Origin of the sequence: Tsuneonella sp. CC-YZS046, assembly GCF_035581365.1 — a bacterium.
In the GTDB taxonomy this organism is placed as follows: Bacteria; Pseudomonadota; Alphaproteobacteria; order Sphingomonadales; family Sphingomonadaceae; genus JAWKXU01.
On record NZ_CP141590.1, the window covers coordinates 1849233 to 1872467 of the forward strand.

Below are 23235 nucleotides of genomic sequence, written 5' to 3' on the forward strand. Positions count from 1 at the left end.
CCAACGCCTGGAAGATGTGCCCGATGCTTCAACCATGATGCGCGTCTGCCTCAGAAGCTCTGCGTGAGAGCCACACCCCAGATCCGTGGCGGACGCGGCGCGGCATAACTCCAGACGCCTTGCACGTCATAGCCGATCGTCCAGCCCTTTTCGTTGGCCAGGTTCTTGCCGAATACGCTGAGCGTGGTGTTGTTGATCTTGTAGTTCACGGACCCATCGACGAGATACTGGCCCTTGTTCCTCAGATTGGGATTGTTGAGGAAGGTGATCTCATGCGCCCCGACGTAATGGACGGCGCCGGTGATCCAGAAGCTGCCCGGGCCGATGTCATGCTCGTAGGTGGCGCCCAGATCCCAGGTCCATTTCGGCGCCCTGCGGATCTTCAGGAAGCTGGCGTCGATCGGGGTGCCGGTGCTGTAGATGTCGCCCATGAAATCCTTGTATTTGGCGTCGAGATAGCCAAGATTTCCGCTCACCGTGAAGTTCTGGGACAGCTTGGCCGTCAGATCCACCTCGAAGCCCTTGAGGTCGGCCTTCGACGCATTGATCGTCCGGTTCTCGCGGCCGGTCGAGGTGCCGGGGGCCGGCACGTCGAGATCCTGCTGCATATCCTTGTATTTCATCATATAGGCGGCGGCATTGAAGCGGATGCGCCGATCCCAGAGTTCCGCCTTCAGACCCACTTCGTAGTTATCCAGAGTCTCCGGGTTGTAGGGAATGGTCGCCGCGCCGAAGGTGGCGGGCCGCCCGTTGAAGCCGCCGCCGCGATAGCCGCGCGACCACAGGGCATAGGTCATCACGTCATCGGTCCAGCTGTAGCTGATGCTGACCTTCGGCGTGAACTTGGACCAGCTCTTCTTCACCGGGTCGGTCATCACGATATTGCCGCCGGCCAGGCTCGGCTCGAGCACGGCGATCGGATCGGCCTCCACGGTCGTGCCGTAGATATAGATCGGCAGGTCGTTGACGATACTGGTCTTCTTGTCGTGCGTGTAGCGCCCGCCGACCGTCAGCTTGAGCTGTTCGGTGACCTTGTAATCGCCCTCGAAAAACGCGGCGTAGGACTTGGTGGTCTGCTTGACGTCCTGCGCGCTGGTCAAAAGCGGAGCGCCAGCGAAGCCGATATAGTTCTTCAGGTCGATCGTATATTTCGAATCCCAGAAATAGCCGCCGAGGACAAAGCTGAGCGGACCGTTGCCGCCCTTGGCCAGGCGCAACTCATGCGTGGTCTGGCGCCAGCGCGCGGGGCGGTCGGTATGATAGAGCGTGAACGGCGAGCCGTCCCAGTCCTGCGTGGCGCCCTCATCCGTCTTCAGATAGCCGAGGATATAGGTCAGGTCGAAATCGCTGCCCAGATCATATTTGGCCTTGCCGATGGCCATGTCGAGATCGAACCAGGCATTCCGGTCCAGCGGGCCATCGCCCAGGCTCACATAGCGGTCGCCCGAGGTAGGCACGCCCGGCGACGGCGAGCACTGGGCATAAGCGGTGCAGAACAGGTCGGTCGGGCGAGTGACCGAAAGAAGCTGGCTCGGGTCCTGCTTCGTTTCCTGCCGGTCATAGCTGACGCTCAGTTCCAGCTGTTCGGTGGGAGTGAACAGCAGCTGCGCGCCGAACGCCCAGAACCGGGATGACTGGCCGTCTCTGCCCTGCGTGCGGTTATAGATATAGCCGTCGCTCTTTTCATAGGCGCCGGTCACTTTCAGCGCGATATTCTCCGCCAGGCCGAAGCTGATGACGCCTTCCGCCTTGAGCGTGTCGAACCGGCCGTAGGTGATGCGCGCCTTGCCGGTCAGTTCCTCGGTCGGGCGCGATCTCGAAAGGTTGATGACGCCACCTGTCGCATTGCGGCCGAACAGCGTGCCCTGCGGGCCGCGCAGCACTTCCACGCGGTCGATATCGATCGCTTTCAGCAGGCTGCCGGAGCTCTGCCCGATATAGACGTCGTCGATCACCACGCCGACGGCCGGGTCCACCGATTTCTCGACATCCGCGACGCCGATGCCGCGAATATAGATCGCGGCAACGCCGCCCGGGCCTTGCTGGGTATCGTCGATCAGCACATTGGGAGAGGAACTGGCGAAGTCGCGAACGTCGCTGTCGAAACGCCGCTCCAGCTCGACGGCGGAAAGCGCGCTGACCGAGGAGGCGACGTCCTGCAGGTTCTCGACGCGCTTGCGCGCCGTCACGACTATCATGTCGAGGCCGCGACTCGCCGCAGGCTCCGCTTCCGCCTCCTGCGCGAAGGCGTCACCCGACGCACCGGCGAGCATCAATGCCGCGGCGGAACACAACAATACCGTCCGAAAACAAGAAGAAGCTTCAGTCATTTCTCTCCCTCCCCATGCGCTTCACGCATTGGCGATCAGGCATCGGACGCCGCATCATTCAAACCGCGCAGCCAACCTTTGCCACCCCGTCTTTCGCCCTGTTTTTCAATGGGAAGCGGGCAGCAAGCGCCGCATTTCCCTGGCGATAGACATGCCTCACGGATAATTAGTTTGTCGCGAACAAGCAATATAGAATTTGCCGCGACCATGGAGTTTTTGCCCGCTCTCGAGCAGACTCGAAATTATATTATTGTTTTATATTATTTTTATCTCTCGCCACATTCGGCGTCGCTGGATTTCGCGATACCCGCCATCGAATCTCACTTGTTTTTCACTAGTAAGTTGCCCATGCTGGCCTCGAAACGACAAACATATGGGAGAAGAGACGATGGCGGGGCGGATGTCCGGCAAGGTTGCGCTTATTTCCGGCGGCGCCAGCGGCCTGGGCGAGGCGCAGGCGATTCTGTTCGCGCGCGAAGGCGCCCGGGTGGTGATCGGCGACCTTCAGGAAGATCTCGGCAATGGCGTGGTGAAGGCGATTGCCGGCGAAGGCGGCGAAGCGATCTTCACCCGGCTGGACGTTACCAGCTTCGACAGCTGGAAAGCGGCGGTGCGACTGGCCGTCGATACTTACGGCAGCCTCACCACCCTGGTGAACAATGCCGGGATATTCCACCCTGGCGGCGTCGTCACCGAAACCGACGAGGGCTGGGCCAGGATGATCGCGGTCAACCAGACCGGACCGTTCTACGGAATGAAGGCGGCAGTGCCGGAACTGCTCAAGGCGGGCAACGCGGCCATCGTGAACATATCCTCGCTCTATGGCCTGATCGGCAGCCCGGATGCCTTGTCCTATCATGCGACCAAGGGCGCGGTGCGCGTGATGGGCAAGGCAGCGGCGCTGGAATTCGCCCGCCAGGGAATCCGGGTGAACACCATTTTCCCGGGTCAGATCCGCACCCCGATCCTCGGCGATATTACGCCCGAGCAGGACGCCGCGATCAAGGCGTCCATCCCGATGGGCGTCGTCGGCGATCCGATGGATATTGCCCATGGCTCGCTCTACCTCGCTTCCGACGAGGCGAAATATGTCTCCGGCGCGGAGCTGTGGATCGACGGCGCGTGGTACGCCGGAAAATAATCTGAAAATCGGGGAAAGATAATGGCGTGGGATTTCTCGACCGAGCCTGAGTTTCAGGCGCAATTGGACTGGATGGATGCCTTCGTGCGCGAAGAGATCGAGCCGATGGATCTCGTGTTTCGGGACCCGGCCGCGCCGTTCGATCCCAACTCCACAGCGCGCAAGGTCATGCGCCCGCTCCAGCAGATCGTGAAGGAGCGCGGCCTGTGGGCCTGCCATCTCGGCCCGGAACTGGGCGGCCAGGGATATGGCCAGCTCAAGCTGGGCCTGATGAACGAAATCCTCGGCCGCAGCCGGTTCGCCCCCACCGTGTTCGGCACACAGGCCCCGGATACCGGCAATGCCGAAATTCTCGCGCGCTTCGGGACGGAGCAGCAGAAGCAGCAATATCTCCAGCCCCTGCTGGATGGCGATATCGTATCCTGCTTCTCCATGACCGAGCCGCAAGCCGGGGCCGACCCCGGGCAATTCACCTGTCGCGCGGAATTGCGGGACGGCGAATGGGTGCTCAATGGCGAAAAATGGTTCGCCAGCCATGCCTGTATTGCCGAATTCCTGATCGTGGTGTGCATCACCGATCCGGAAGTGCCGGTGCATGAAGGATCGACGACTATCATCGTCCCGCGCGATACACCGGGCCTGGAGATCATCCGCAACACTGCCGTCGGCCCAAAAGATGTGCTGGGCAGCGGGGTCCATGGCTATCTCCGTTTCGAGGATTGCCGGGTTCCCCGCAAAAACGCGCTGGGCGGGATCGGAGAAGGCTTCAAGGTCGCGCAATCCCGCCTCGGCGGCGGGCGCATCCATCATGCCATGCGCACGGTCGGAATGCTCAACAAGGCAATGGCAATGATGAGCGAAAGGGCGGTTTCCCGCATCACCAAGGGGGAACGCCTGGCCGACAAGCAGATGGTGCAGGAAAAGATCGCGGACAGCTATATCCAGATCACCCAGTTCCGCCTGCATGTGCTCTATGCGGCCTGGCTGCTCGATCAGGACAAGGCCTATACACGCCGGGTCCGCCGCGAGATTTCCGCGATCAAGGCGGCCATGCCCGGCGTGCTGCGCGACGTGATCTACCGCGCGCTCCATCTTCACGGTTCGCTGGGCATGTCCAACGAAACGCCGCTGATGGACATGTGGCAATATGTGCCGGAAATGGGGATCGTGGATGGCCCTACCGAGGTCCATAAAGTGTCCGTCGCCAGGGACCTGCTGCGCAATGTGGCCCCTGCCCCCGGCGTCTTTCCCACCTATTTCGTGCCCGACACAAGAGCGGCGGCGGAACGCAAGTTCGCCGAGTATCTCAATGGAGAGGAAGCAGCATGAGCGCACAACTTGAACGGCGGATCGACCAGCTCGAGAGCCGCTTCGCGATGCTCGATCTGGTCAGCGATTATTGCCTGGGTTTCGACAAGCACGATTTTGGCCGGTTCATAAATATCTGGTGGGAGGATGCGGTCTGGGAGATCGGCCCGCCTTTCGGCACTTTCGAAGGCGCGGAAGGCGTCACCCGCGCGGTGAAGGAGATTCTGTGGCCGGCATGGAGCGCCTCGACCCACTTCACCACCAATCTGCGCGTCACTTTCAATGGCGCGGATTCGGCTGACGGCATTTGCGACGTCGATTGCATCGGCACGACCAGCGATGGCCAGGCCCAGACGGTTTCCGCAACCTATCGCGATCGGTTCGAACGGAGGAACGGGGTCTGGAAGATCGCCTTGCGCAATGTCCAGATGCACCATTTCAGCCCATTGGTCGGGGTCACCCTGACCCCGCCGAAATAACGCCGTCTGCCGGGAGAGGAAGCGATGGCATTCCATGAAACCGAATGCGGGCGGAATATCCACTACGAACATTTTCGCGGTGACCGCTGCCCCGTGTTTCTCGTCCACGGCTGGGCCATGTCCAGCGAAGTCTGGAGCTCGGTGATCGAACGGCTGGTCACGGCCGGTCATGAAGTGGTAGCGCTCGATCATCGCGGTTGCGGACGTTCGGACCGGGATTTCGCAGACCTGTCGGTGCGGGCCATCGCCCGCGACGTGGCAGGCATCGCTGATCGGCTCGGCCTTTCGCGCATCGTGGTCAATGGCTGGTCGCTGGGCGGGATGATCGCCGCCGAAGCGGCCTCGCTGCTGGGCGAGCGCGCGGCAGGGCTGGTCCTTACCTGCCCCGCCTCTCCCAGGCTGACCCCGGCAAGCGATTTTCCCTACGGCGGGGAACGCGAGAACTACACCCAGATGCCTGCGGCGCTGGCGGCCGACAGGGCGGGTTTCTTCCGCGGCATCGCTTCCTCGGTATGCGCCAGGGATGTCGGCCAGCCGGCCATCGACTGGATGTGGTCGATCTTCATGCGCAGCGGCCCATTCGCATTCCGCTCCATCCTCGATGCCTGCGATCAGGATCAACGCGCGCTGCTCGGCGCACTCGACATTCCGGTTCTCACCGTCATCGGCGGCAGCGACGTGATCGTCCAGCCGGAGATCGGGCGGCAGGCGGCGGCATCCGCGAAAGACAGCAAGCTCGTGACCTTCGAAGAATCGGGACATGCCCCCTTCCTGGAAGAACCCTACCGCTACATCGCGACCCTTCTCGATTTCCTCGATTCCATCGGCTGACGCGGAACACCTCAATGAGCAGCGCGCTGACACCTCTCCTGCAGCCCTTCGCGTGCAAGTCCCTTCACCTGCGCAATCGCTTCATGATGGCGCCGATGTCCCGCTACTTTGCGACCAGCGGCATCGTGACCCCCGCCTCGGCCGACTATTATCGCCGCCGCATCGAAGGCGGCGTCGCCTGCGTCATCACCGAGGGGGTTGCGATAGACCGACCGGGCGCGGTCGCCGCCGATACGATACCCCGCTTTTTCGGAAACGAAGCCCTGGCCGGGTGGGACCGCGTACGGCAGGATGTCCAGGCAGCGGGCGGCGCGATAATCCCGCAGCTGTGGCACGTGGGCGGCTGCACCGATTTCAATTTCCCGGATTCTCCGCACGATCCTCTCGAAAGCCCTTCCGGGCTGGTCGGGCCGGACCTTCCCGGCGGACGTCCCATGACCGGGCAGGATGCCGACGAAGTCCAGGCATCCTTTGTCAGGGGCGCTCTCGATGCGCAGCGCCTCGGCTTCGACGCGATCGAGCTTCACGGAGCGCACGGCTACCTGTTCGATCAGTTCTTCTGGAACGTGACCAACAAGCGGGACGACCGCTATGGCGGCAGCAGCATTGCGGAGCGCGTGGGATTCGCCGCCGAAACTATCGCCGCCATCCGGCAGGCAGTCGGACCGGACTACGCCATCGTCTTCCGCTTTTCGCAGTGGAAGGTGTATGATTACGAAGCGAAGATCGCCAGCTCCCCGCAGGAACTGGAAGCCTGGCTCGGACCGCTGGCCGAAGCCGGCGTCGACATATTCCACTGTTCGGAACGGCGCTTCTGGGAGAACGCCTTTCCCGGCAGCGATCTCAATCTTGCCGGCTGGGCCAAGAAGGTGACCGGCAAACCCACCATCACCGTCGGCTCGGTCGGCCTCGATCGCGACCTGATGGCGGATTTCGTGGATGGGCAATCCAGCCCAGCTCTCGAACGGCTGGATGATCTGGCCCGCAGGTATGAGCGTGGGGATTTCGATCTGGTGGCAATCGGCCGCGCCTTGCTTGGCGATGCGCACTGGCTGCGGAAAGTGCTCGATGGCAGGCTCTCGGAACTGTCGCCCTATTCCGCTGAATGCACCAGGACGCTTACCTGAACAGCAGTGGCGTAGGGGACGCTGCGCCGCAATGGCACCGCCCCGCGCACCCCGGAGAGGAAACGGGCCGCTCCGCCCCGCACCATCATTCCTTTTTCGGCAAGGCAAAAGCCATCACGTAATCGCCATAGCCCGAATAGAGCGGCGCGCTGCCGCCTGCCGCGATCACGACGAACTGGCGGCCCGACTTCTTGCTGACATAGGTCATCGGCGTGGCGTGACCGCCCGCCGGAAGCGGCGCGCGCCAGAGCAGATTGCCCGTGTTGATGTCGAAGGCGCGCAGAGCGCGTTCCTGCGTAGCGCCGATGAACACCAGCCCGGAACGGGTCGTGATCGATCCGCCCGTGTTGGGCACGCCCATCGGCAGGGGAACATGGCTGCGCAGCGCCCACGGCCCGCTATCGGCCCCGGTTCCCAGCGGCTTTTCCCAAAGAATCTTGCGCGTATCGAGATCGACCACGGTGATCTTCCCGAACGGCGGTTCCGTGCAGGGAACGTCGATTGGCGAGAGGAAGGCGCCAGTGAACAACGCATAGGGCGTGCCCATCTGCGCGACCGGCACGCCCACATGGGCGCCGCCATCCATCGAAATCTCGACCCCCATCTTGTCCGCTTCCTTGCGGGGCACGATCGAGGTGTAGTTCGCCATGCGGCTCCAGTTCACGACCAGCAGCCTGCGATCAGGATCGATGGAGACGCCGCCCCAGTTGATGCCGCCCAGATAGCTGGGATAGGTGATCGAGGGCTTCACCCCCGGCGGCGTGAACGGCCCTTCGTAGCGGGCCTGCTTGAACTTGATCCGGCACCACAGCTGGTCGATGGGGGTCAGCCCCCACATGTGCCGCTCGGTCAGGACAGTCGCATCGAAGGATGGCAACCCCGTCGAAAAGGGCTGCGTGGGCGTGACCCAGTCACCTGGCGGCGGGCCTTGTGGAACCGCCCTTTCCTCCACATCGGCCAGCGGGGTGCCATCGGCGCGGTTCAACAGAAAGACCTGTCCCTGCTTGGTGGCCTGGATCAAAGCCGGCACCGTCTTTCCGCCGATCGGCAGATCTACGAGTGTCGGCTGGGCGGAAACGTCATAGTCCCAGATGTCGTGATGCACGGTCTGGAAAGTCCAGCGCGGCTTCCCCGTTTCGACATCGAGCGCGGTAACGGAGGAAGAATATTTCTCGGATGCCGGCGAGCGATGCGCCCCCCAGTAATCCGGCGTCGAATTGCCCATGGGAAGATAGACCAGACCCAGTTGCTCGTCCGCGCTCATCGTGCCCCAGACATTGGGAGTCCCGCGCGAATAGTGCTGCCCTTCGGGCGGTTCGCCGCTGAAATCCGGGCGATCCATATCCCAGGCCCACACGAATTTGCCCGTCATCACGTCGAAAGCCCGAATGACGCCCGATGGCTCACCCACATATTGGCCGTCGAACACCCAACCCCCGATAATCACCTTGCCTTTTGTGATGAGCGGGGCGGAGGACACATAGTAATAGCCTTGGATGACGTGCCCCATGCCCTTCTTGAGGTCCACGCTGCCATTCACGCCGAAATCCGCGCAAGGCTGCCCGGTGACGGCGTCTATTGCCATCAGCCGCGCATCCACGGTGTTCATGATGACGCGCTTGGAACAGGCGCCGGTCGCCTCGGGAACTTCGTGGGAGCCGAGACCGCGGCACGCGCCCGAGGGCGGCGCCTTTACCTTCGGATCGAACACCCAGCGCTTCACGCCCGTTTCAGGATCGAGCGCGGACACGATATTGTTGCTGGTGCAAAGGTAGAGCGTGTCATCGATCATGATCGGGGTCGCCTCGAACCCCATGCCATTGGTCTTGATGACACCTGTGCGATAGGTCCAGGCATGTTCCAGCTGGCCGACATTCTGCGGCGTGATCTGCGCCTGTGGAGAATGGCGGGAACCGGCGATGTCGTTGCCGTAATTGCGCCACTCGCCAGAGGCCAAGGCAGCGGTCGCGGCGGGAACCTTCGCTTCGGCAATTTCCGGAGCGGAAATGACCGCATAGCGGCTGACACCGTATATCCAGCCGGCCAGCAGCAGTCCGAGCGCCGCGATTGCGCCGATCAGATAGCGGCGATGCTGCGCCAGCAGGGGCCACGCCACCCAGACGCCCAGCACGACCGGGCCGAACAAGCGGCTCTGCAAGCGCCAGGGATCGAGCCCGCCTTCCCATAATGCCCATAGCAGTGTGACAAGCAGCATCGCTCCATAGACCCAGATGCCCCGCCGATCGCCCTTGAAGATCAGCCAGGCCGATGCCGCGACCAGCAAGCCAGCCGCAAGGTAGTAGAGCGATCCCCCCAGGAAGGCGAGCTGCGCCCCGCCGGCGATCAGGACCAGCGCGACCAGCGCCAGAACCGCAGACAGCAATTTTCTGAAAAAACCTGCAGATTCAATCTTGTCTGCTGCTGCCTGCATGTGCCCCCTCCAGCAATCTTATATTACTCAGGCGAGAGGTATTTACTGAAAAACACATGATGTAAAGTATGCCGTCCCCCAAAAGAAGGCACGGGCCAAGCAAGACGCAACCACTCGATATAGCTTGATATTTTTCCGGGCCGCAAATTCAGCCCGCCCCATCATAAGTCTCATGACTTACAATGGGGGCGGAGCCGTTGCCTCTCGGCGTTCAATTGCTGGTGCGGAAAAGAGTCGGCTCAAGATCAGTGAAATTGGGCACGTCGCCCACTACCGCCGCGGTTCCAGGCGCGCCGAGCGAAGCGTCGATCGACGGCTGATCCTTGAAGCGCAGGATCGCCATCGCGGCAAACGGCTGGCCGCTATCGGCCGGATACAGCACTTCCCAACCGAGAAATCCGGTCGCCGCCCAATGCTCATCGAGCAGCGCCATGTGGGTTGCTTCGTAATAGGCGCGGTCGAACTTTGCACCGTCGCGATTGGCATAGCTCACAATCAATTTGGCCAAGATTGCCTCCCTCTCCATTGAGTGTCCGGCTTAGAGCAATGCAGGCGGAACTCCCAGCCCCCTTCGCAGGAAGAGTTGGGCGGCCAAGGCTTGGCAAGGATATGGCCTTGCATCGCAGAGAGAAACCGTGATGTGTCGCAATACAAGGGGATCTCGAATCCCGCCGGGAGATGATCGAACTGTGCTGACGAAAAAATTGAAGCAACATGCATGGCTGCCCATCCTTGCAACCGCCGCTTTAGCCGCAACCCTGGCATCCTGTCAGAAGCCGGACGGCTCTGGCGCCGATGGCGCCAACTGGTCCTTGTATGGCCTGGAAAGCAGCGAACAGCGTTACAGTCCGCTCGAACAGATCAATGCCGATACGATCGACCGGCTGGGCCTGGCGTGGAGCATTGAACTGCCCCCGCAGGCAAGGTCGATGCAGGGCACCCCGCTCGCGATCGACGGCAAGCTCTATTTCTCCACCTCGCTGTCGAAGGTTTATGCGGTCGACGGCAAGACCGGGAAGATATTGTGGGAATACGATCCCGAAGTGGGCAAGGAGCACCCCCGCACCTTGCGCACCAGCCACCAGGCGAGCCGTGGCATCGGCTATTATGATGGCCACATCATTCTCGCCGCGCTGGATGGCCGCCTGATTTCTCTAGCCGCCACGAGCGGAAAACCCGTCTGGACCGTCGATACGATAGACGAGGTGGATTCGCGCAAGGTCATCACCGGCGCGCCGCGCGTGTTCGACGGCAAGGTCATCGTTGGCAACGCCGGCGCCGATTTCGGCACGCGCGGCTATGTCTCCACCTACGATGCCAGGACGGGCAAATTCCTGTGGCGCTTCTACACCGTGCCGGGCGACCCGGCGAAAGGCTTCGAGGACGATGCGCAGAAGATGGCAGCGAAGACCTGGAGCGGCGAATGGTGGCGCTGGGGCGGCGGCGGCACCGTCTGGAATGCAATCACCTATGACAAGGAGCTGAACCGGATCTACATCGGGACCGGCAACTCATCCAACTACAACCCGGCCCAGCGCAGCCCCGAAGGAGGAGACAATCTCTTCCTCGTCTCGATCGTCGCGCTCGACGCCAATACCGGCAAATACATCTGGCATTACCAGTTGAATCCCCGCGAGGCCTGGGACTGGAAAGCCACCAACGACATCGTGCTCGCCACTCTCGACATACAGGGAGAGAAGCGGCCGGTGCTGATGCAGGCGGCGGTGAACGGCTTCTTCTACGTGATCGACCGCCGGAACGGCAAACTGCTTTCGGCCGAAAAGTTCGGCAAGGCGACCTGGGCGGATCGTATCGACCTCAAGACCGGGCGGCCGGTGGAAGTTGCCAATGCCCGCTACGAGAATGGGCCGGTCACGCTCTATCCTTCACAACTGGGGGTCCATAACTGGCAGGCGATGTCGTTCAATCCCGAGCTCGGCCTTGCCTATATCCCGACCCTCCAGCAACCGGGCAAATACTGGACCACTCCGGACAAGGCGAAAGAGGCGGAAGGCTTCACCCTTGGCGCGAAGCACTATGAATTCGCGCTGGGTTCCCGCTTCAGCCTGGTCAAGCTCGACAAGGACGACGGCACGGGCGGGCTGGTGGCGTGGGACCCGGTGACGCAGAAGCCGCGCTGGACCGTGAAACATGCGACCGGCTGGAACGGCGGGACAATGGCAACCGCCTCCGGCCTGGTTTTCCAGGGCACCGCCGATGGCTGGCTGCATGGCTATGACGGCCGCAACGGCAAGCAGCTGTGGAAGTTCAACGTCGGCAACGGGGTCGTGGCTCCGCCCATCACCTATCTCGTGGATGGCGAACAATATATCACCCTGCTGGTCGGCTATGGCGCCGCCGCGCCGGATGATCCGGGCTGGCGCTTCGGCAAGCACATGCCGAGAGTGGTGAGCTTCAAGCTCGATGGGAAAGCGAAATTGCCCGCCACGCCGCCGCCCGATTTCAGCGTGAATGCGATAGATGATCCCAGCTTCAAGATCGACGAAGCCGCCGCCGCGCGCGGCCGCGAGGTGTGGCTTCGCAATTGCTCGATCTGCCACACCCCAGGCGGCGCGAATGCTAATTGGCCGGACCTGCGTGAATCGCCCATGGCGCATGATTACGAAATGCTTCGCCAGATCGTGCAGAAGGGCGCGCTGGCCAATCTGGGGATGCCGCAGTTCGACGAGCTGACCGATCAGCAGGTCCATGACCTGTATATGGCGGTCAAATATTATTCCCGCCGCGCCGCGAAGGGAGACAGCTCGCCCGAGGAAGGCGGGCGGTTGTTCTGAAGGGTAGCTGCGCGAGAGCGCTTTCGCGCTTCACCCTGCTCGAGGCAGGGCAGATTTACAGCGGCCATCCCACGATAACAAAAAAAGCGCGGCTACGATGTAGCCGCGCCCGATTGTTCTCATGGTTGTTATCGTTCTCGTTGTTAAGCAGTGAAACTCACTGGAACTTGAAACCGAAGGTAATCCCGTAAGTCGCCGGCCGGCCTGCGAAGCGGGCCGAGCTGTCGCTGGAGGGAATAACGCCGGTCCAGTAATATTTGTCGAAGATGTTCTTGCCCCAGACCATGACCTTCCAGGCGCCGTCAGGCGCTTCATATCCGGCACGCGCATCGACCGTGGCATAGCCATCGATCATGTAGGGATAGAGGCCGACACCCGGTGCGATCCGGTAACGGTTGGTGCCGGTAACCGGAAGGGTCGTATCCTCGCCGCCAATCCCCGCGGTCTGGTTGGAACGCGCGCTGACGGTAAACCCGAAGAACGGCGCACCGCCATTTTCCAGCTCGTGCCGGTAATCGACGTTAAGCGAGCCGGACCACTTCGGCGTGTAGGGAAGCCTTACCCCGCTCAGATCCTCTGTGTTCGGGGTAGCGCCGGTCGGATCGAAATTGCCGGGGCGGGAGTCGATGTCATTATCCATACCGGCGAAAATGTCGTAGCCGACAAAATCCTGAACCTTCGAATTGAGGTAGGTGACTGCGCCGGAAATCGTCAGGCCGCGGGTCGGACGCACGGTGATGTCCGCTTCCGCACCCCAGATCCGCGACTTGGGCACATTGACGAGCGTGTCGAGCGTGCCGAACACGAAGTCGAACAGCTTACCCTTAACCTGCTTGTCCCGGTAATCCATGTAAAAGCCGGCGGCGTTCAACTGGACCGCGCCGTCGGCGAAGCCCGCCTTGAAGCCCGCTTCATAGGCAGTCACCTTTTCCTGGGTGACCGGCAGAGCGCCAGTATAGGCCGAGGACGCGTTTGCGGGGAAGCTGCCCGCCTTGAAGCCGCGCGATACGTTGGCATAGAGCAGCACGTCATCGGTGGCCTTATAATCGAAGCCGAAGCGCCAGGAGACGTTATCCTGCTCCAACGTCGCTTCCAATGGGTAACCCGGAATACCCAGCCCCAGGAAACCACCTGTGCTAACTGGTGAATGAACGGTAACATCCTTCGGCACTGGGATAGTGATCGAGTTGAGCGTGTAACTGTCACTTGGCAAGATTGGCGTAAATGACAGACCGGACATACCGCCAAGCACATTGAACAGCTTGTCCACGTTACCGTTCGGACCTGTATAGGCGAGATTGAAGACTCTGTTCTTTGAATTGGTATACCGGCCCGCTGCCTTAAGTGTCAGGCGATCGGTAACTTCGAATTCCAGATTTCCGAAGAAGGCGTAGTTTTCGATATCCTGCTTGAGAACGATGCCGCTATGGTTGATATAAAGGTTGTTCGCGTAATAGTTCGAGTTCGCCCAGTAACGGAGGATCTGATCCTCCATCGTCTTGCTCTTTTCATAATTCGCACCCACTACCCAGCGCAGCCGAGATGATGGATCATTCGCAAGGCGCAATTCCTGGTTGAAGGTCTTGATCGAGCCAAGCGCCTGCTGGATGTCGAAGCCCGGCAATTCCATGCCATCGCCATCGATCACCATATCCTGAGTGAACTTCGCATAGGAAGTCAGCGAGGTCAGCGTCAGCGAACCCAGTTCGAAATCTCCACGAAGAGCGAGTTGCCAGAAGTCACGATCACCGCGCGGTTCAAAAGAGGTGGTGCTGGCCAAGGCTGGATCGCTGATACCTCCGGCATTTGCCAAGGAAGTATTCGGATCGGTCAACAGCACGCCCCACTCCGCCGTCCGTGCATTGAACTTGGTCGGGAAGGGATAGCACATCTGGGCCGAGGGGCAGCCAGCCGGCGGCGTGAGATAGGCATTCCGCAGCGGATCGACCAGCGGCGTGGATGTGAGCACCTTCGATCCGCCAGCGCCGATCTGCTCATGGGTGGCGATCAGCTGCTGCGCCTGCGGATCGGACTTGTCCTTCCAGCCATTGGCGGTGAAGCGCAGGTTGACGGTATCGCTCGGCTCGAAATCGAGAGTGAAGCGGCCGGCAACATAGGATTCCTTGCCGTTGGTATCACGGCGGGTATAGGCCTTCTGCCAGCCATCCGCGTTCTTGCCGTTGACCGCCAGGCGGAAGCCGACAGCGTCCGACAGCGGACCGCTGATATAGGCATTGCCTTCGATCGCATTGAAGCGGCCATAGCTGATATCGCCGCCGGCCTGGAAAGTGTCGGTCGGGCCCGCCGCGATATAGTTGATCGCGCCGCCGGTCGAGTTCTGTCCGAACAGAGTGCCTTGCGGCCCTTTCAGCACCTCGATCCGCTCGAGGTCGTAGGCGGAGTGAGAAGCCATGACCGGAAACGGCAGCGGGATCTGGTCGACATAAACGCTGACCGCCGGATACACGCCGATCGAGCTTTCGTTGAAACCGATGCCGCGCAGGGTGAAGATCGGCGTATTGTTGGTGGACGGCGTATAGATCAGGCCCGGAGCCACCGAGGCCACGTCTTCCAGCGAGGCCACGCGGCGGTTCTGCAGGGCCTCCGCCCCGATGGCGGTAACGGTCAGGCCGACATCATTGAGATTCTGTTCGCGCTTGTTCGCAGTAACGATGATCTCGTTACTTGCATCCTGAGCCGAAGCGAGGGTCGGAATAATGCCGACAGCGCCGGCGACACTTGTCAAAAGAATGTTCCGAAAATTCATAAGACCTCCCCACGAGAAGGCGCTCGACTATCTCTTATCCATCAAGCGCACAAAATGCGTATACACATCCCCATTTGGCATAACCAGCGGGCATGATGAATAATCATTCAGTGAGGCAAAAATGTTACACCCATTTCCGAATGGTTTTCGGAAACAAGCTCTGCAACATAGCTGAACTTGCTGGCTCTTCTATTACGACCAATTAAGAATCGAAACTTTTTCGGAAACATATTATGTAGCCGTAACTCTACAGGCTGGGCAAAAAGTCATGCCTTTTCCGAATTAACGTCGATTTCCGAAATCAGGCGTTTCTTCCGAGAGGCCATGAAACCGCTTTCAGGCGAAGTATTCCGGCGCAAGCCGGCACCGATCAGGATCAGGGCCGGGCCATCCCCCAGGGCGCTGCGGGCGGCGATGGGCAGCAGGTCGAGCCGGGTAACGAAGTGGCGGCTGTTGTCGAGACTGGCATTCTCCACCAGGGCAACCGGCGTATGCCGGGGCAGGCCCACCGCAATCAATCGGGCCGAAACTGTCGAGGCCGCCGCTTTCCCCATGTAAACGGCCAATGTCGCCTCCGGGTCCGCCAAGCTGCTCCAGTCCAGATTCAGTTCATCTCCCGCGCGTGCATGAGCGGTGACGAACACCAGTTTGCGGGCAAGGCCACGCAGGGTCAGAGAAGCACCCAGATCGGCCGCAGCGGCACTGGCGGCGGTCACACCGGGACAGATGCGGACCGGAACGCCAGCCTTGCGGCATGCATTCATTTCTTCCGCCGCGCGGGCGAAGATGGCCGGATCACCGCCCTTCAGTCGCACCACCCTTTCGCCTGCCAGCGCGGCTTCCACGATCATCGCGTCAATGGTCTTCTGATCCCTGGAGTGGCGCCCGGAACGCTTGCCGACCGGCACAAGTTTGGCCGACCGGGCTACCAACTCCAGGATACCCGGTCCCACCAGCGCATCATGGAAGATGACGCTGCCCGCCCGGATGAGGCGCTCAGCCTTGCGCGTCAGCAATTCAGGATCGCCTGGACCCGCGCCTACCAACCAGACGGCTCCGGCTTCGAAATCGTTCATTGCGCTGCCTCCTGCAAGGTCGTCTGCGCTTCCTCGATCAGCCGGGCGATCAGGGGCCGGCAACTGCCGCAATTCGTGCCCGCGCAAGTCGCCTTGCCCACTTCGGCCACAGTCGCCGCACCATCACTGAGCGCAGCCAGAAGCTGCTGTTCGCCGACACCGAAGCACACACATACGACAGGGCCCGTGTCAGCCGGTGCCTGAGCAGGTCGCCCGGCCAGCCATTCGCCAAGGCCGGCGAGATCGCTGCCGAGCTGCCCGGCGATCCAGTCCCGCGACGGCAATTCCCCAGAGCGGGTGACGAACAGGGCCGCGCGAAGCCGCCCGTCGGCATCGCTGACAGCGATCCGGCGCATTCCGCGCGCTAGGTCCGCCACTTCGCTGCGGCGCCCTTCGGGCAGGATTTGCTCGATATCCACCGTGCCGTCACCCGCCAGTTCGTAGAGCCAGCCGCCTTCCACCCTTGCCCTGCTCCAATAGAGAGCTTGCGGCACGACAATCTCCCCCGTCGCCAGAAAGGCACGCCATTCCGGGCGGATCGCTTCCACGCAAGCGGGCGTATCCTTGAAGCCGGGCTGACCCGAATGCGGATCATGCAGCGGTTGAGCCAGCCGCCCGGTGCGTCCGCCGCTGCCCATCACATCGGTCCAGTGCATGGGAGTGAATATCTGGCCCCGCTGCTGCGCATCGCTCAACGCGACCCGGTAAACCGCAGGGCCCTGAGCGGTCGCCACCCGTGCGAACCCGCCATCCGCCAGCCCATGAAGTCCGGCATCCTCCGGATGAATCTCCAGCAAAGGTTCCCGCCGATGCAGCGAGAGCTTCGGGCTGAGACCCGTGCGGGTCATGGTGTGCCACTGGTCCCGATACCGGCCCGTGTTGAGCCGCAGCGGCCAGGCCGGATCGACCGCACGCGGAGGAGGGGCATCAACACAGACCATCCGGGCCCGGCCATCGCCGGTCGGAAAGCGCGCCCGCAGCGGATGAGCGCCGCCCCATTGGAAAGGGCGCATCCGTTCGTAGTCCTGCGGCGTGCAGCCAGCCCACTGGGTCAGGTCCAGCACCTTGCCATGGCGCGCGGCCAACCCGGTCATCGCCGCATATTCCCGGAAGATGTCGCCGGGCGAGGAGAAGGCGAACGCTTCGCCAAATCCCATTTTCCGGGCGACATCGCAAAGGATGCGCCAATCCGCGCGCGCTTCTCCGGGCGGGGCGAACAGAGGCCGCTGGCGGCTGATCCGCCGCTCCGAATTGGTGACTGTCCCGTCCTTTTCGCCCCAGCCAAGCGCAGGCAGCCGGATATGGGCAAAGCGGCCCGTGTCAGTATCCGCGATCATGTCGGAAACGACCACGGTCGGACACTTGGCGAGCGCCGCGCGCACGAAGCCCGCATCGGGCATGGAGACGGCCGGATTGGTGGCTATCACCCAAAGGAACCTGACCTGCCCCTCGTCGATGGCGCGGAACATGTCGACCGCCTTCAGGCCCGGCCCGGAACACAGGCTTTCCGTGTGCCAGAACCGGGCGACGTCCGCGCGTTCCGCTTCCGAGAAACCGAGATGGCAGGCCAGGGTGGACGCAAGCCCGCCCACTTCCCGTCCGCCCATGGCGTTGGGCTGCCCGGTGATGCTGAACGGCCCCGCACCGTGGTGATTGATCCGCCCGGTGGCAAGGTGAAGATTGATGATGGCATTGCCCTTGTCCGTGCCGCAGACGGACTGGTTCGCCCCCTGGCTGAACAGGGTAATCATCCGGGGATGGGCCGCCACCAGACTTGCCAACTGGCCGAACAGCGAAGGCTCGATGCCAGACGCACCCGCATCCAGCCCATCCCAGAAGCCTTCCGGGACCTCCACGTTCCTGCCCAGGAAATCCCGGTCCAGCAGGCGGCAATCACGCATCTCCGCAAGCAGGGCATTGAGCAGGGCGATGTCTCCGTCCGGTTCGACAGGAATGTGCAGGTCGGCGCGCTCGGCGGTTTCCGTGCGGCGCGGATCGATCACCACCAGCCTGGCGCCGCGCCGTTCGCGGGCCTGCTCGATCCTTTGCCAGATCACCGGATGGCACCAAGCCGTATTGGAGCCGACCAGCAGGATCAGATCGGCACAATCGATATCCTCGTAACCGCAAGGAACGACGTCCTCACCGAAAGCGCGATTATGCGCCACGACCGCGCTTGCCATGCAGAGGCGGGAATTGGTGTCGATATGCGGGGTGCCGATGAAGCCCTTGGCCAGCTTGTTGGCCACATAATAATCCTCGGTCAGCAACTGGCCGGAAACGTAGAACGCCACGCTTTCCGGCCCGTGCTCCCGGACGCAGGCGGAAATGCGGCTGGCGACTTCGCCCAGCGCCTCATCCCAGGAGACCTGCCTGTCCGCGATCATCGGATACAGCAGCCGCCCTTCCAGGCTCACGGTTTCGGCCAGATGCGTGCCCTTGGAACACAGCCTGCCGAGATTGGCGGGATGTTCCTTGTCGCCAGCGATGGACACCGCCCGCTCGCCCTTGACCGTCGCATCGATGCCGCAACCGACACCGCAATAAGGGCAAGTGGTCCGGACTGTGCGCATCGCGGCCTAGGCAGCCTTGCTTTCGACTGGCGGCTGCCTGCCGATCACCGCGTCACGCAGCAGGAATATCCGCCCGGCATCGACCTTCAGCGGGATCGTGGGAACGCAGCCTTCATCATCGCCCAGCGCCTCGCCGGTCTTGAGGGAAATATTCCAGTTGTGAAGCGGGCAAGTCACCGCATTGCCATGCACGATGCCTTGCGAGAGCGGCCCCTGCCTGTGCGGACACTTGTTGACCAGCGCATAGAAGTCTCCCGTCATGGTGCGGAAGACCGCGATTTCCTCGCCGTCGCGCACGGGCAAGGTGCGAGCCATGCCGGGTTCGATCTGGTCGATCGGTCCGATATCCAGCCAAGTCCCGATCATCATGCGTTCTCCAGGACAAGGGGGCGGAATTCGCCAAGATGCTGGTGCAGATCCTTGCGGTCGCCCGAAGCGCGCTGCGCCCAGGGGTCGTCCTGCGAATATTTCTGCGAAATGCGGAACCGCGCCGCGAGCTTGCGGATCGCGTCCGGCTCATCCAGCATCCGGGACTTGACGTAATCCAGCCCGACCCGCTCGATCCATGGCGCGGTGCGTTCCATATAATGGGCCTGTTCACGGTAAAGCTGGATGAAGGCCGCGCAATATTCCAGCGCCTGCTCCTCGGTTTCCACCTTGCAGAGCAGGTCCGTGGCGCGGACCTTGATCCCGCCATTGCCGCCGACATGCAGCTCATAGCCGCTGTCGACGCAGACGATGCCGAAATCCTTGATCGTGGCTTCCGCGCAATTGCGCGGGCATCCACTGACCGCGATCTTGAACTTGTGCGGCATCCAGCTGCCCCAGGTCATCTGTTCGATCTTGACGCCCAGCCCCGTGGAATCCTGGGTGCCGAAGCGGCACCATTCGCTGCCCACACAGGTCTTCACCGTCCGCAGTGCCTTGCCATAGGCATGGCCCGAGACCATCCCCGCGGCATTGAGATCAGCCCAGATCGCTGGCAGGTCCTCCTTCCTGATACCGAACAGGTCGATCCGCTGCCCGCCCGTGACCTTCACGGTCCGCGCGCCATATTTGTCGGCGGCATCGGCAATGGCGCGCAACTCGTCAGGCGTGGTCAGCCCGCCCCACATCCGGGGCACGACAGAGTAAGTGCCATCCTTCTGGATGTTGGCGTGGAGCCGTTCGTTGACGAAGCGACTTTTCTGATCGTCGACATATTCGCCGGGCCACGCGCACAGCAGATAGTAATTCAGCGCCGGGCGGCAGGAAGCGCAGCCATCCGGCGTGGTCCAGTGCAACTCCTGCATCACTTGCGGGATCGCCTTGAGCTCCTTTTCCAGGATCAGGCGGCGCACATCGTCATGGGTGAAGCTGGTGCATTTGCACAGCGTCTTCGGGCCGGATTGGACCTCGTCGCCCAGCGTGAGCGCCAGCAGGCTTTCGACCAGCCCGGTGCAGGAACCGCAGCTTGCCGATGCCTTGCACTGCGAGCGCACCGCATCGACACTGCAAGCGCCTGCCTTGATCGTTTCGACGACCGTTCCCTTGCTCACGCCGTTGCAGCCGCAGATTTCGGCATCGTCCGAAAGGGCGGCAACGGCGGCGTTAGGGTCCGCGAGCGCACCCCCGGACGCAAAGGCCTGCCCGAAGATCAGCGCCTCGCGAATGGCCGATATGTCCTCGCCCTTGCGCAGCAGGTCGAAATACCAGTTCCCGTCCGCCGTATCGCCATAGAGCACGGCACCGGCGATGCGATCGCCCTTAACCACGATCCGCTTGTAGATGCCGCGCGCGGCATCGCGCATCACGATGTCCTCGCCGCCGTCACCGCCGGAGAAATCGCCCGCGGAGAACAGGTCGATCCCTGAAACCTTGAGCTTGGTGGACGTGACCGAGCCTTCATATCCGTTGGGTTCGCCCGTGACGTATCCGGCCAGCGACCGGCACATGCCCCACAGCGGCGCGACGAGGCCATAGCAGGTGCCCCGGTGCTGCACGCATTCGCCCACTGCCAGGATCGCCGGGTCGGACGTCACCATGTGATCGTCCACCACGATCCCCCGCTCGACCTCCAGCCCGGCGCTCTTGGCCAGCGATACGGCAGGCCGGATGCCCACCGCCATCACCACGATATCGGCTGCTATCTCGCGCCCGTCCTTGAGCCGGACGCCCGCGACATGGCCGTCCTTCTCCAGCACGCATTCGGTATCGGCGCCGGTCAGGATCGTCTGGCCGCGGCGCTCCAGCTCGGTCTTGAGCAGCCAGCCCGCCGCTTCGTCGAGCTGCCGCTCCATCAGCGAAGGCATGAGATGAATGACGGTAACCTTCATGCCGCGCAGGCAGAGGCCATGCGCTGCCTCCAGCCCGAGCAGGCCACCGCCGATCACCACCGCATTGCCGCCGCGATCCGCCGCGGCGAGCATCTTGTCCACATCGTCGAGATCGCGGAAGGTCACGACGCCGGGCAGATTGCTGCCCGGCACGGGGATGATGAACGGGTCCGAACCCGTGGCGATCAGCAGCCGGTCATAAGGCTCGACCCGGCCCGAATGCGATACGACCGAACGGTTCTCGCGGTCGATATGCTCCACCGGATCGCCGGAAACGAGAGTGATCCCGTTATCGTCATACCAGCCTTGCGGGTTGATCACGATCTCTTCGAACCGCTTCTCACCCGCCAGCACCGGGGACAGCATGATCCGGTTGTAATTGACGCGCGGTTCCGCCCCGAAGATGGTGATGTCGAACCGGCTCGGATCGCGGGCGAGGATTTCCTCCACCGCACGGCAACCGGCCATGCCATTGCCGATGACGACCAGCCTTTCCCGGGTCGTGGCTGCTTCATCGAAGCTCGCAGGAGCGTTCACTTCACTTTTCCTCCTCGGGTCGATGCCCGGAAAAGCGCACGCAAAAAGCCGCCAGGTCATGCCCATTCAGGCAGACGAGGCGGCGGCTTTGCCACGCAATGTTGAAATCGACGGATGCGCTGGTTCGCCCTGCTTTGGACGGCGTCAATCCATTCGCATCCCTGATACCTGATTCGGCAGGCAGGCGGCAAGCATCTTTTTGCAGTGCAGCAAAAACTCCGGTCGGGCCGCCAGTCCTCCCGGGTCAGAAGCTCACTTCGGCCTGTAGCCACAGCTTCTTCGTGTCCACGCCGAAGGACCTGGCGTTGTAATTGGCATATTTGGCAAGGATCGTAGCCGGGCCGAGCTTGAAGCCGATCTGGGCATTCCATTCGCTGCCGTAATCCGCGCCTCCCACGTCGCTATCGAAATCGTGATAGACGATGTTGGCCTTGAGGCCGGGCAGAAGCACGCCCTTGGGGAATGCATATCCAGCGCCTAGATATTTGTCCTCCAGCCCGGCGGCGGGCGTGGTCAGGAAGACGTCCGCCCAGCCATTGAATTTGTGCAGGGTGGCCAAGGGGGTCTGCAGGCTGAAGCCGTTATCGCTGCCCAGCAACTCATACCCCGCGTTCACGCTGAAGCCCGCGATCCCCAGGCCCGCTTCGGCGGAGATATAATCGGCGGTGTAGTTCTTCGCCGGGTTCTTCCAGTCGGACTGGCTGGCATAGCTGCCGCGCAGGCTCAATTTCAGCCTGGGGCCGAGCGGAAGATCGGCGGAAGCAAGCAGGCCGTAGGTCTGACTGGAATTGGCCAGCGCCAGCGGATCGTCGTAATCGAGCAGATAGGCGAATGCCTTGAGGTTGACGGGGCCTGCCTTCATCCCCGCGCCAAGGAAGATGAAATCGCCATCATAGGCTTGGCGCGGACCGGCATCGATGCCGAAGACGGTGCGCTGGTCTATCGCATAAGTCGCATCGAGCGTGACCGGGCCGATCTTCGCAATCCCGCGCAACGCATCGAAAGTCTGCTCGTTCTGGCGCCAGGCGACCGATCCGACCCAGCGCTGGTCATCCAGATTGATGCGCTGGCGTCCCAGCGTGATGCTGTTGCCACCCTTGCTCCAGCCTATCTGGGCGCGATTAAGTTCAATGTTTTCCGGATCCGGAACCACGGAATAGGGCCGGTTCTGATGCTCTCCCACGAAGGGAAACGCATTGTAATCATTTATCAGGGCGAAGGTCCCTTCCCCCTCGACCAGCAACGACACTTCGCCGGCTTTCAACTCTGCGCCCGCGCGCAGCCGCAGGGTCAGCGCATCGGCTTCCTCGACGGCATTGTCCTGATCGACATGCTCGTAACGCAGGCGCGCATCTATGATGGGATCGAGCGTGACCCCGTCCCCGATCTCCTTCGGCCCGCTCCAGCTCTGGGCGAGCGCGGGGGTTGCGGCGCTCGCCATCAGGATGGCGGCGACGCCCGGCAATGCAATCTTCATCTATCAGCCTCCCTGGAATTGGCCGTTCCAGGCAGCCTCCCCTTATCC

15 protein-coding genes are annotated in these 23235 nt (G+C 62.1%); 6 read left to right on the top strand and 9 right to left on the bottom strand.

Annotated features, from left to right (window positions below; translation table 11 throughout):
- Positions 1–50: 50 nt before the first annotated feature.
- Entirely contained in the window at positions 51–2273 is a 2223-nt protein-coding gene (locus U8326_RS09125) for a TonB-dependent receptor (protein WP_324739866.1), read from the bottom strand.
- Between the two features lie 457 nt (positions 2274–2730).
- Here U8326_RS09125 and U8326_RS09130 point away from each other — a divergent pair, with 457 nt between their 5' ends.
- From U8326_RS09130 to U8326_RS09150, 5 genes are read left to right on the top strand one after another with little or no spacing between them, the layout of a single operon-like run.
- The gene (locus U8326_RS09130; protein ID WP_324739867.1) at positions 2731–3471 is read left to right on the top strand and encodes a glucose 1-dehydrogenase; all 741 of its coding nucleotides are present in this window, start codon (positions 2731–2733) and stop codon (positions 3469–3471) included.
- A gap of 21 nt (positions 3472–3492) precedes the next feature.
- Positions 3493–4800, top strand: a complete 1308-nt coding sequence (locus U8326_RS09135; RefSeq protein ID WP_324739868.1) for an acyl-CoA dehydrogenase family protein — start codon at positions 3493–3495, stop codon at positions 4798–4800.
- On the top strand, positions 4797–5258 hold the full coding sequence (locus U8326_RS09140) for a nuclear transport factor 2 family protein (protein ID WP_324739869.1): 462 nt from the start codon (positions 4797–4799) through the stop codon (positions 5256–5258). The genes U8326_RS09135 and U8326_RS09140 overlap by 4 nt, the downstream gene beginning before the upstream one ends.
- A 24-nt stretch (positions 5259–5282) precedes the next feature.
- Positions 5283–6089, top strand: a complete 807-nt coding sequence (locus U8326_RS09145) for an alpha/beta hydrolase (protein WP_324739870.1) — start codon at positions 5283–5285, stop codon at positions 6087–6089.
- Between the two features lie 14 nt (positions 6090–6103).
- On the top strand, positions 6104–7216 hold the full coding sequence (locus U8326_RS09150) for an NADH:flavin oxidoreductase (protein ID WP_324739871.1): 1113 nt from the start codon (positions 6104–6106) through the stop codon (positions 7214–7216).
- Between the two features lie 85 nt (positions 7217–7301).
- Here the strand turns inward: U8326_RS09150 and U8326_RS09155 are convergent, their stop codons facing one another.
- Together U8326_RS09155 and U8326_RS09160 are read right to left on the bottom strand one after the other, a co-directional pair.
- A complete protein-coding gene (locus U8326_RS09155) occupies positions 7302–9599 on the bottom strand; it encodes a membrane-bound PQQ-dependent dehydrogenase, glucose/quinate/shikimate family (protein ID WP_324739872.1) in 2298 nt (765 codons plus the stop codon).
- 259 nt (positions 9600–9858) lie between these two features.
- Positions 9859–10155 carry an EthD family reductase gene (locus U8326_RS09160; RefSeq protein ID WP_324739873.1) on the bottom strand — a complete coding sequence of 99 codons (297 nt, stop codon included), beginning with the start codon at positions 10153–10155 and terminating at the stop codon, positions 9859–9861.
- A 181-nt stretch (positions 10156–10336) separates the two neighbouring features.
- On the opposite strand from U8326_RS09160, the gene U8326_RS09165 reads away from it, so the two are divergent.
- On the top strand, positions 10337–12442 hold the full coding sequence (locus U8326_RS09165; protein WP_324739875.1) for a PQQ-dependent dehydrogenase, methanol/ethanol family: 2106 nt from the start codon (positions 10337–10339) through the stop codon (positions 12440–12442).
- A 157-nt stretch (positions 12443–12599) separates the two neighbouring features.
- On the opposite strand, the gene U8326_RS09170 is transcribed toward U8326_RS09165, so the two are convergent.
- The 6 genes from U8326_RS09170 to U8326_RS09195 form a co-directional block, all read right to left on the bottom strand.
- Entirely contained in the window at positions 12600–15188 is a 2589-nt protein-coding gene (locus tag U8326_RS09170) for a TonB-dependent receptor (protein ID WP_324739876.1), read from the bottom strand.
- Positions 15189–15475: 287 nt separating this feature from the next.
- On the bottom strand, positions 15476–16285 hold the full coding sequence (cobA, locus tag U8326_RS09175; RefSeq protein ID WP_324739878.1) for a uroporphyrinogen-III C-methyltransferase: 810 nt from the start codon (positions 16283–16285) through the stop codon (positions 15476–15478).
- Positions 16282–18858: a nitrate reductase gene (locus tag U8326_RS09180; RefSeq protein WP_324739879.1), complete on the bottom strand. Its 2577-nt coding sequence runs from the start codon at positions 18856–18858 to the stop codon at positions 16282–16284. The genes cobA and U8326_RS09180 overlap by 4 nt, the downstream gene beginning before the upstream one ends.
- Positions 18859–18864: 6 nt before the next feature.
- Entirely contained in the window at positions 18865–19224 is a 360-nt protein-coding gene (gene nirD / locus U8326_RS09185) for a nitrite reductase small subunit NirD (protein WP_324743568.1), read from the bottom strand.
- Positions 19224–21710 carry a nitrite reductase large subunit NirB gene (gene nirB, locus U8326_RS09190; RefSeq protein WP_324739880.1) on the bottom strand — a complete coding sequence of 829 codons (2487 nt, stop codon included), beginning with the start codon at positions 21708–21710 and terminating at the stop codon, positions 19224–19226. The genes nirD and nirB overlap by 1 nt, the downstream gene beginning before the upstream one ends.
- 244 nt (positions 21711–21954) lie before the next feature.
- Complete coding sequence (locus U8326_RS09195) at positions 21955–23187, bottom strand: alginate export family protein (protein WP_324739882.1); 1233 nt, start codon at positions 23185–23187, stop codon at positions 21955–21957.
- Positions 23188–23235: the final 48 nt, after the last annotated feature.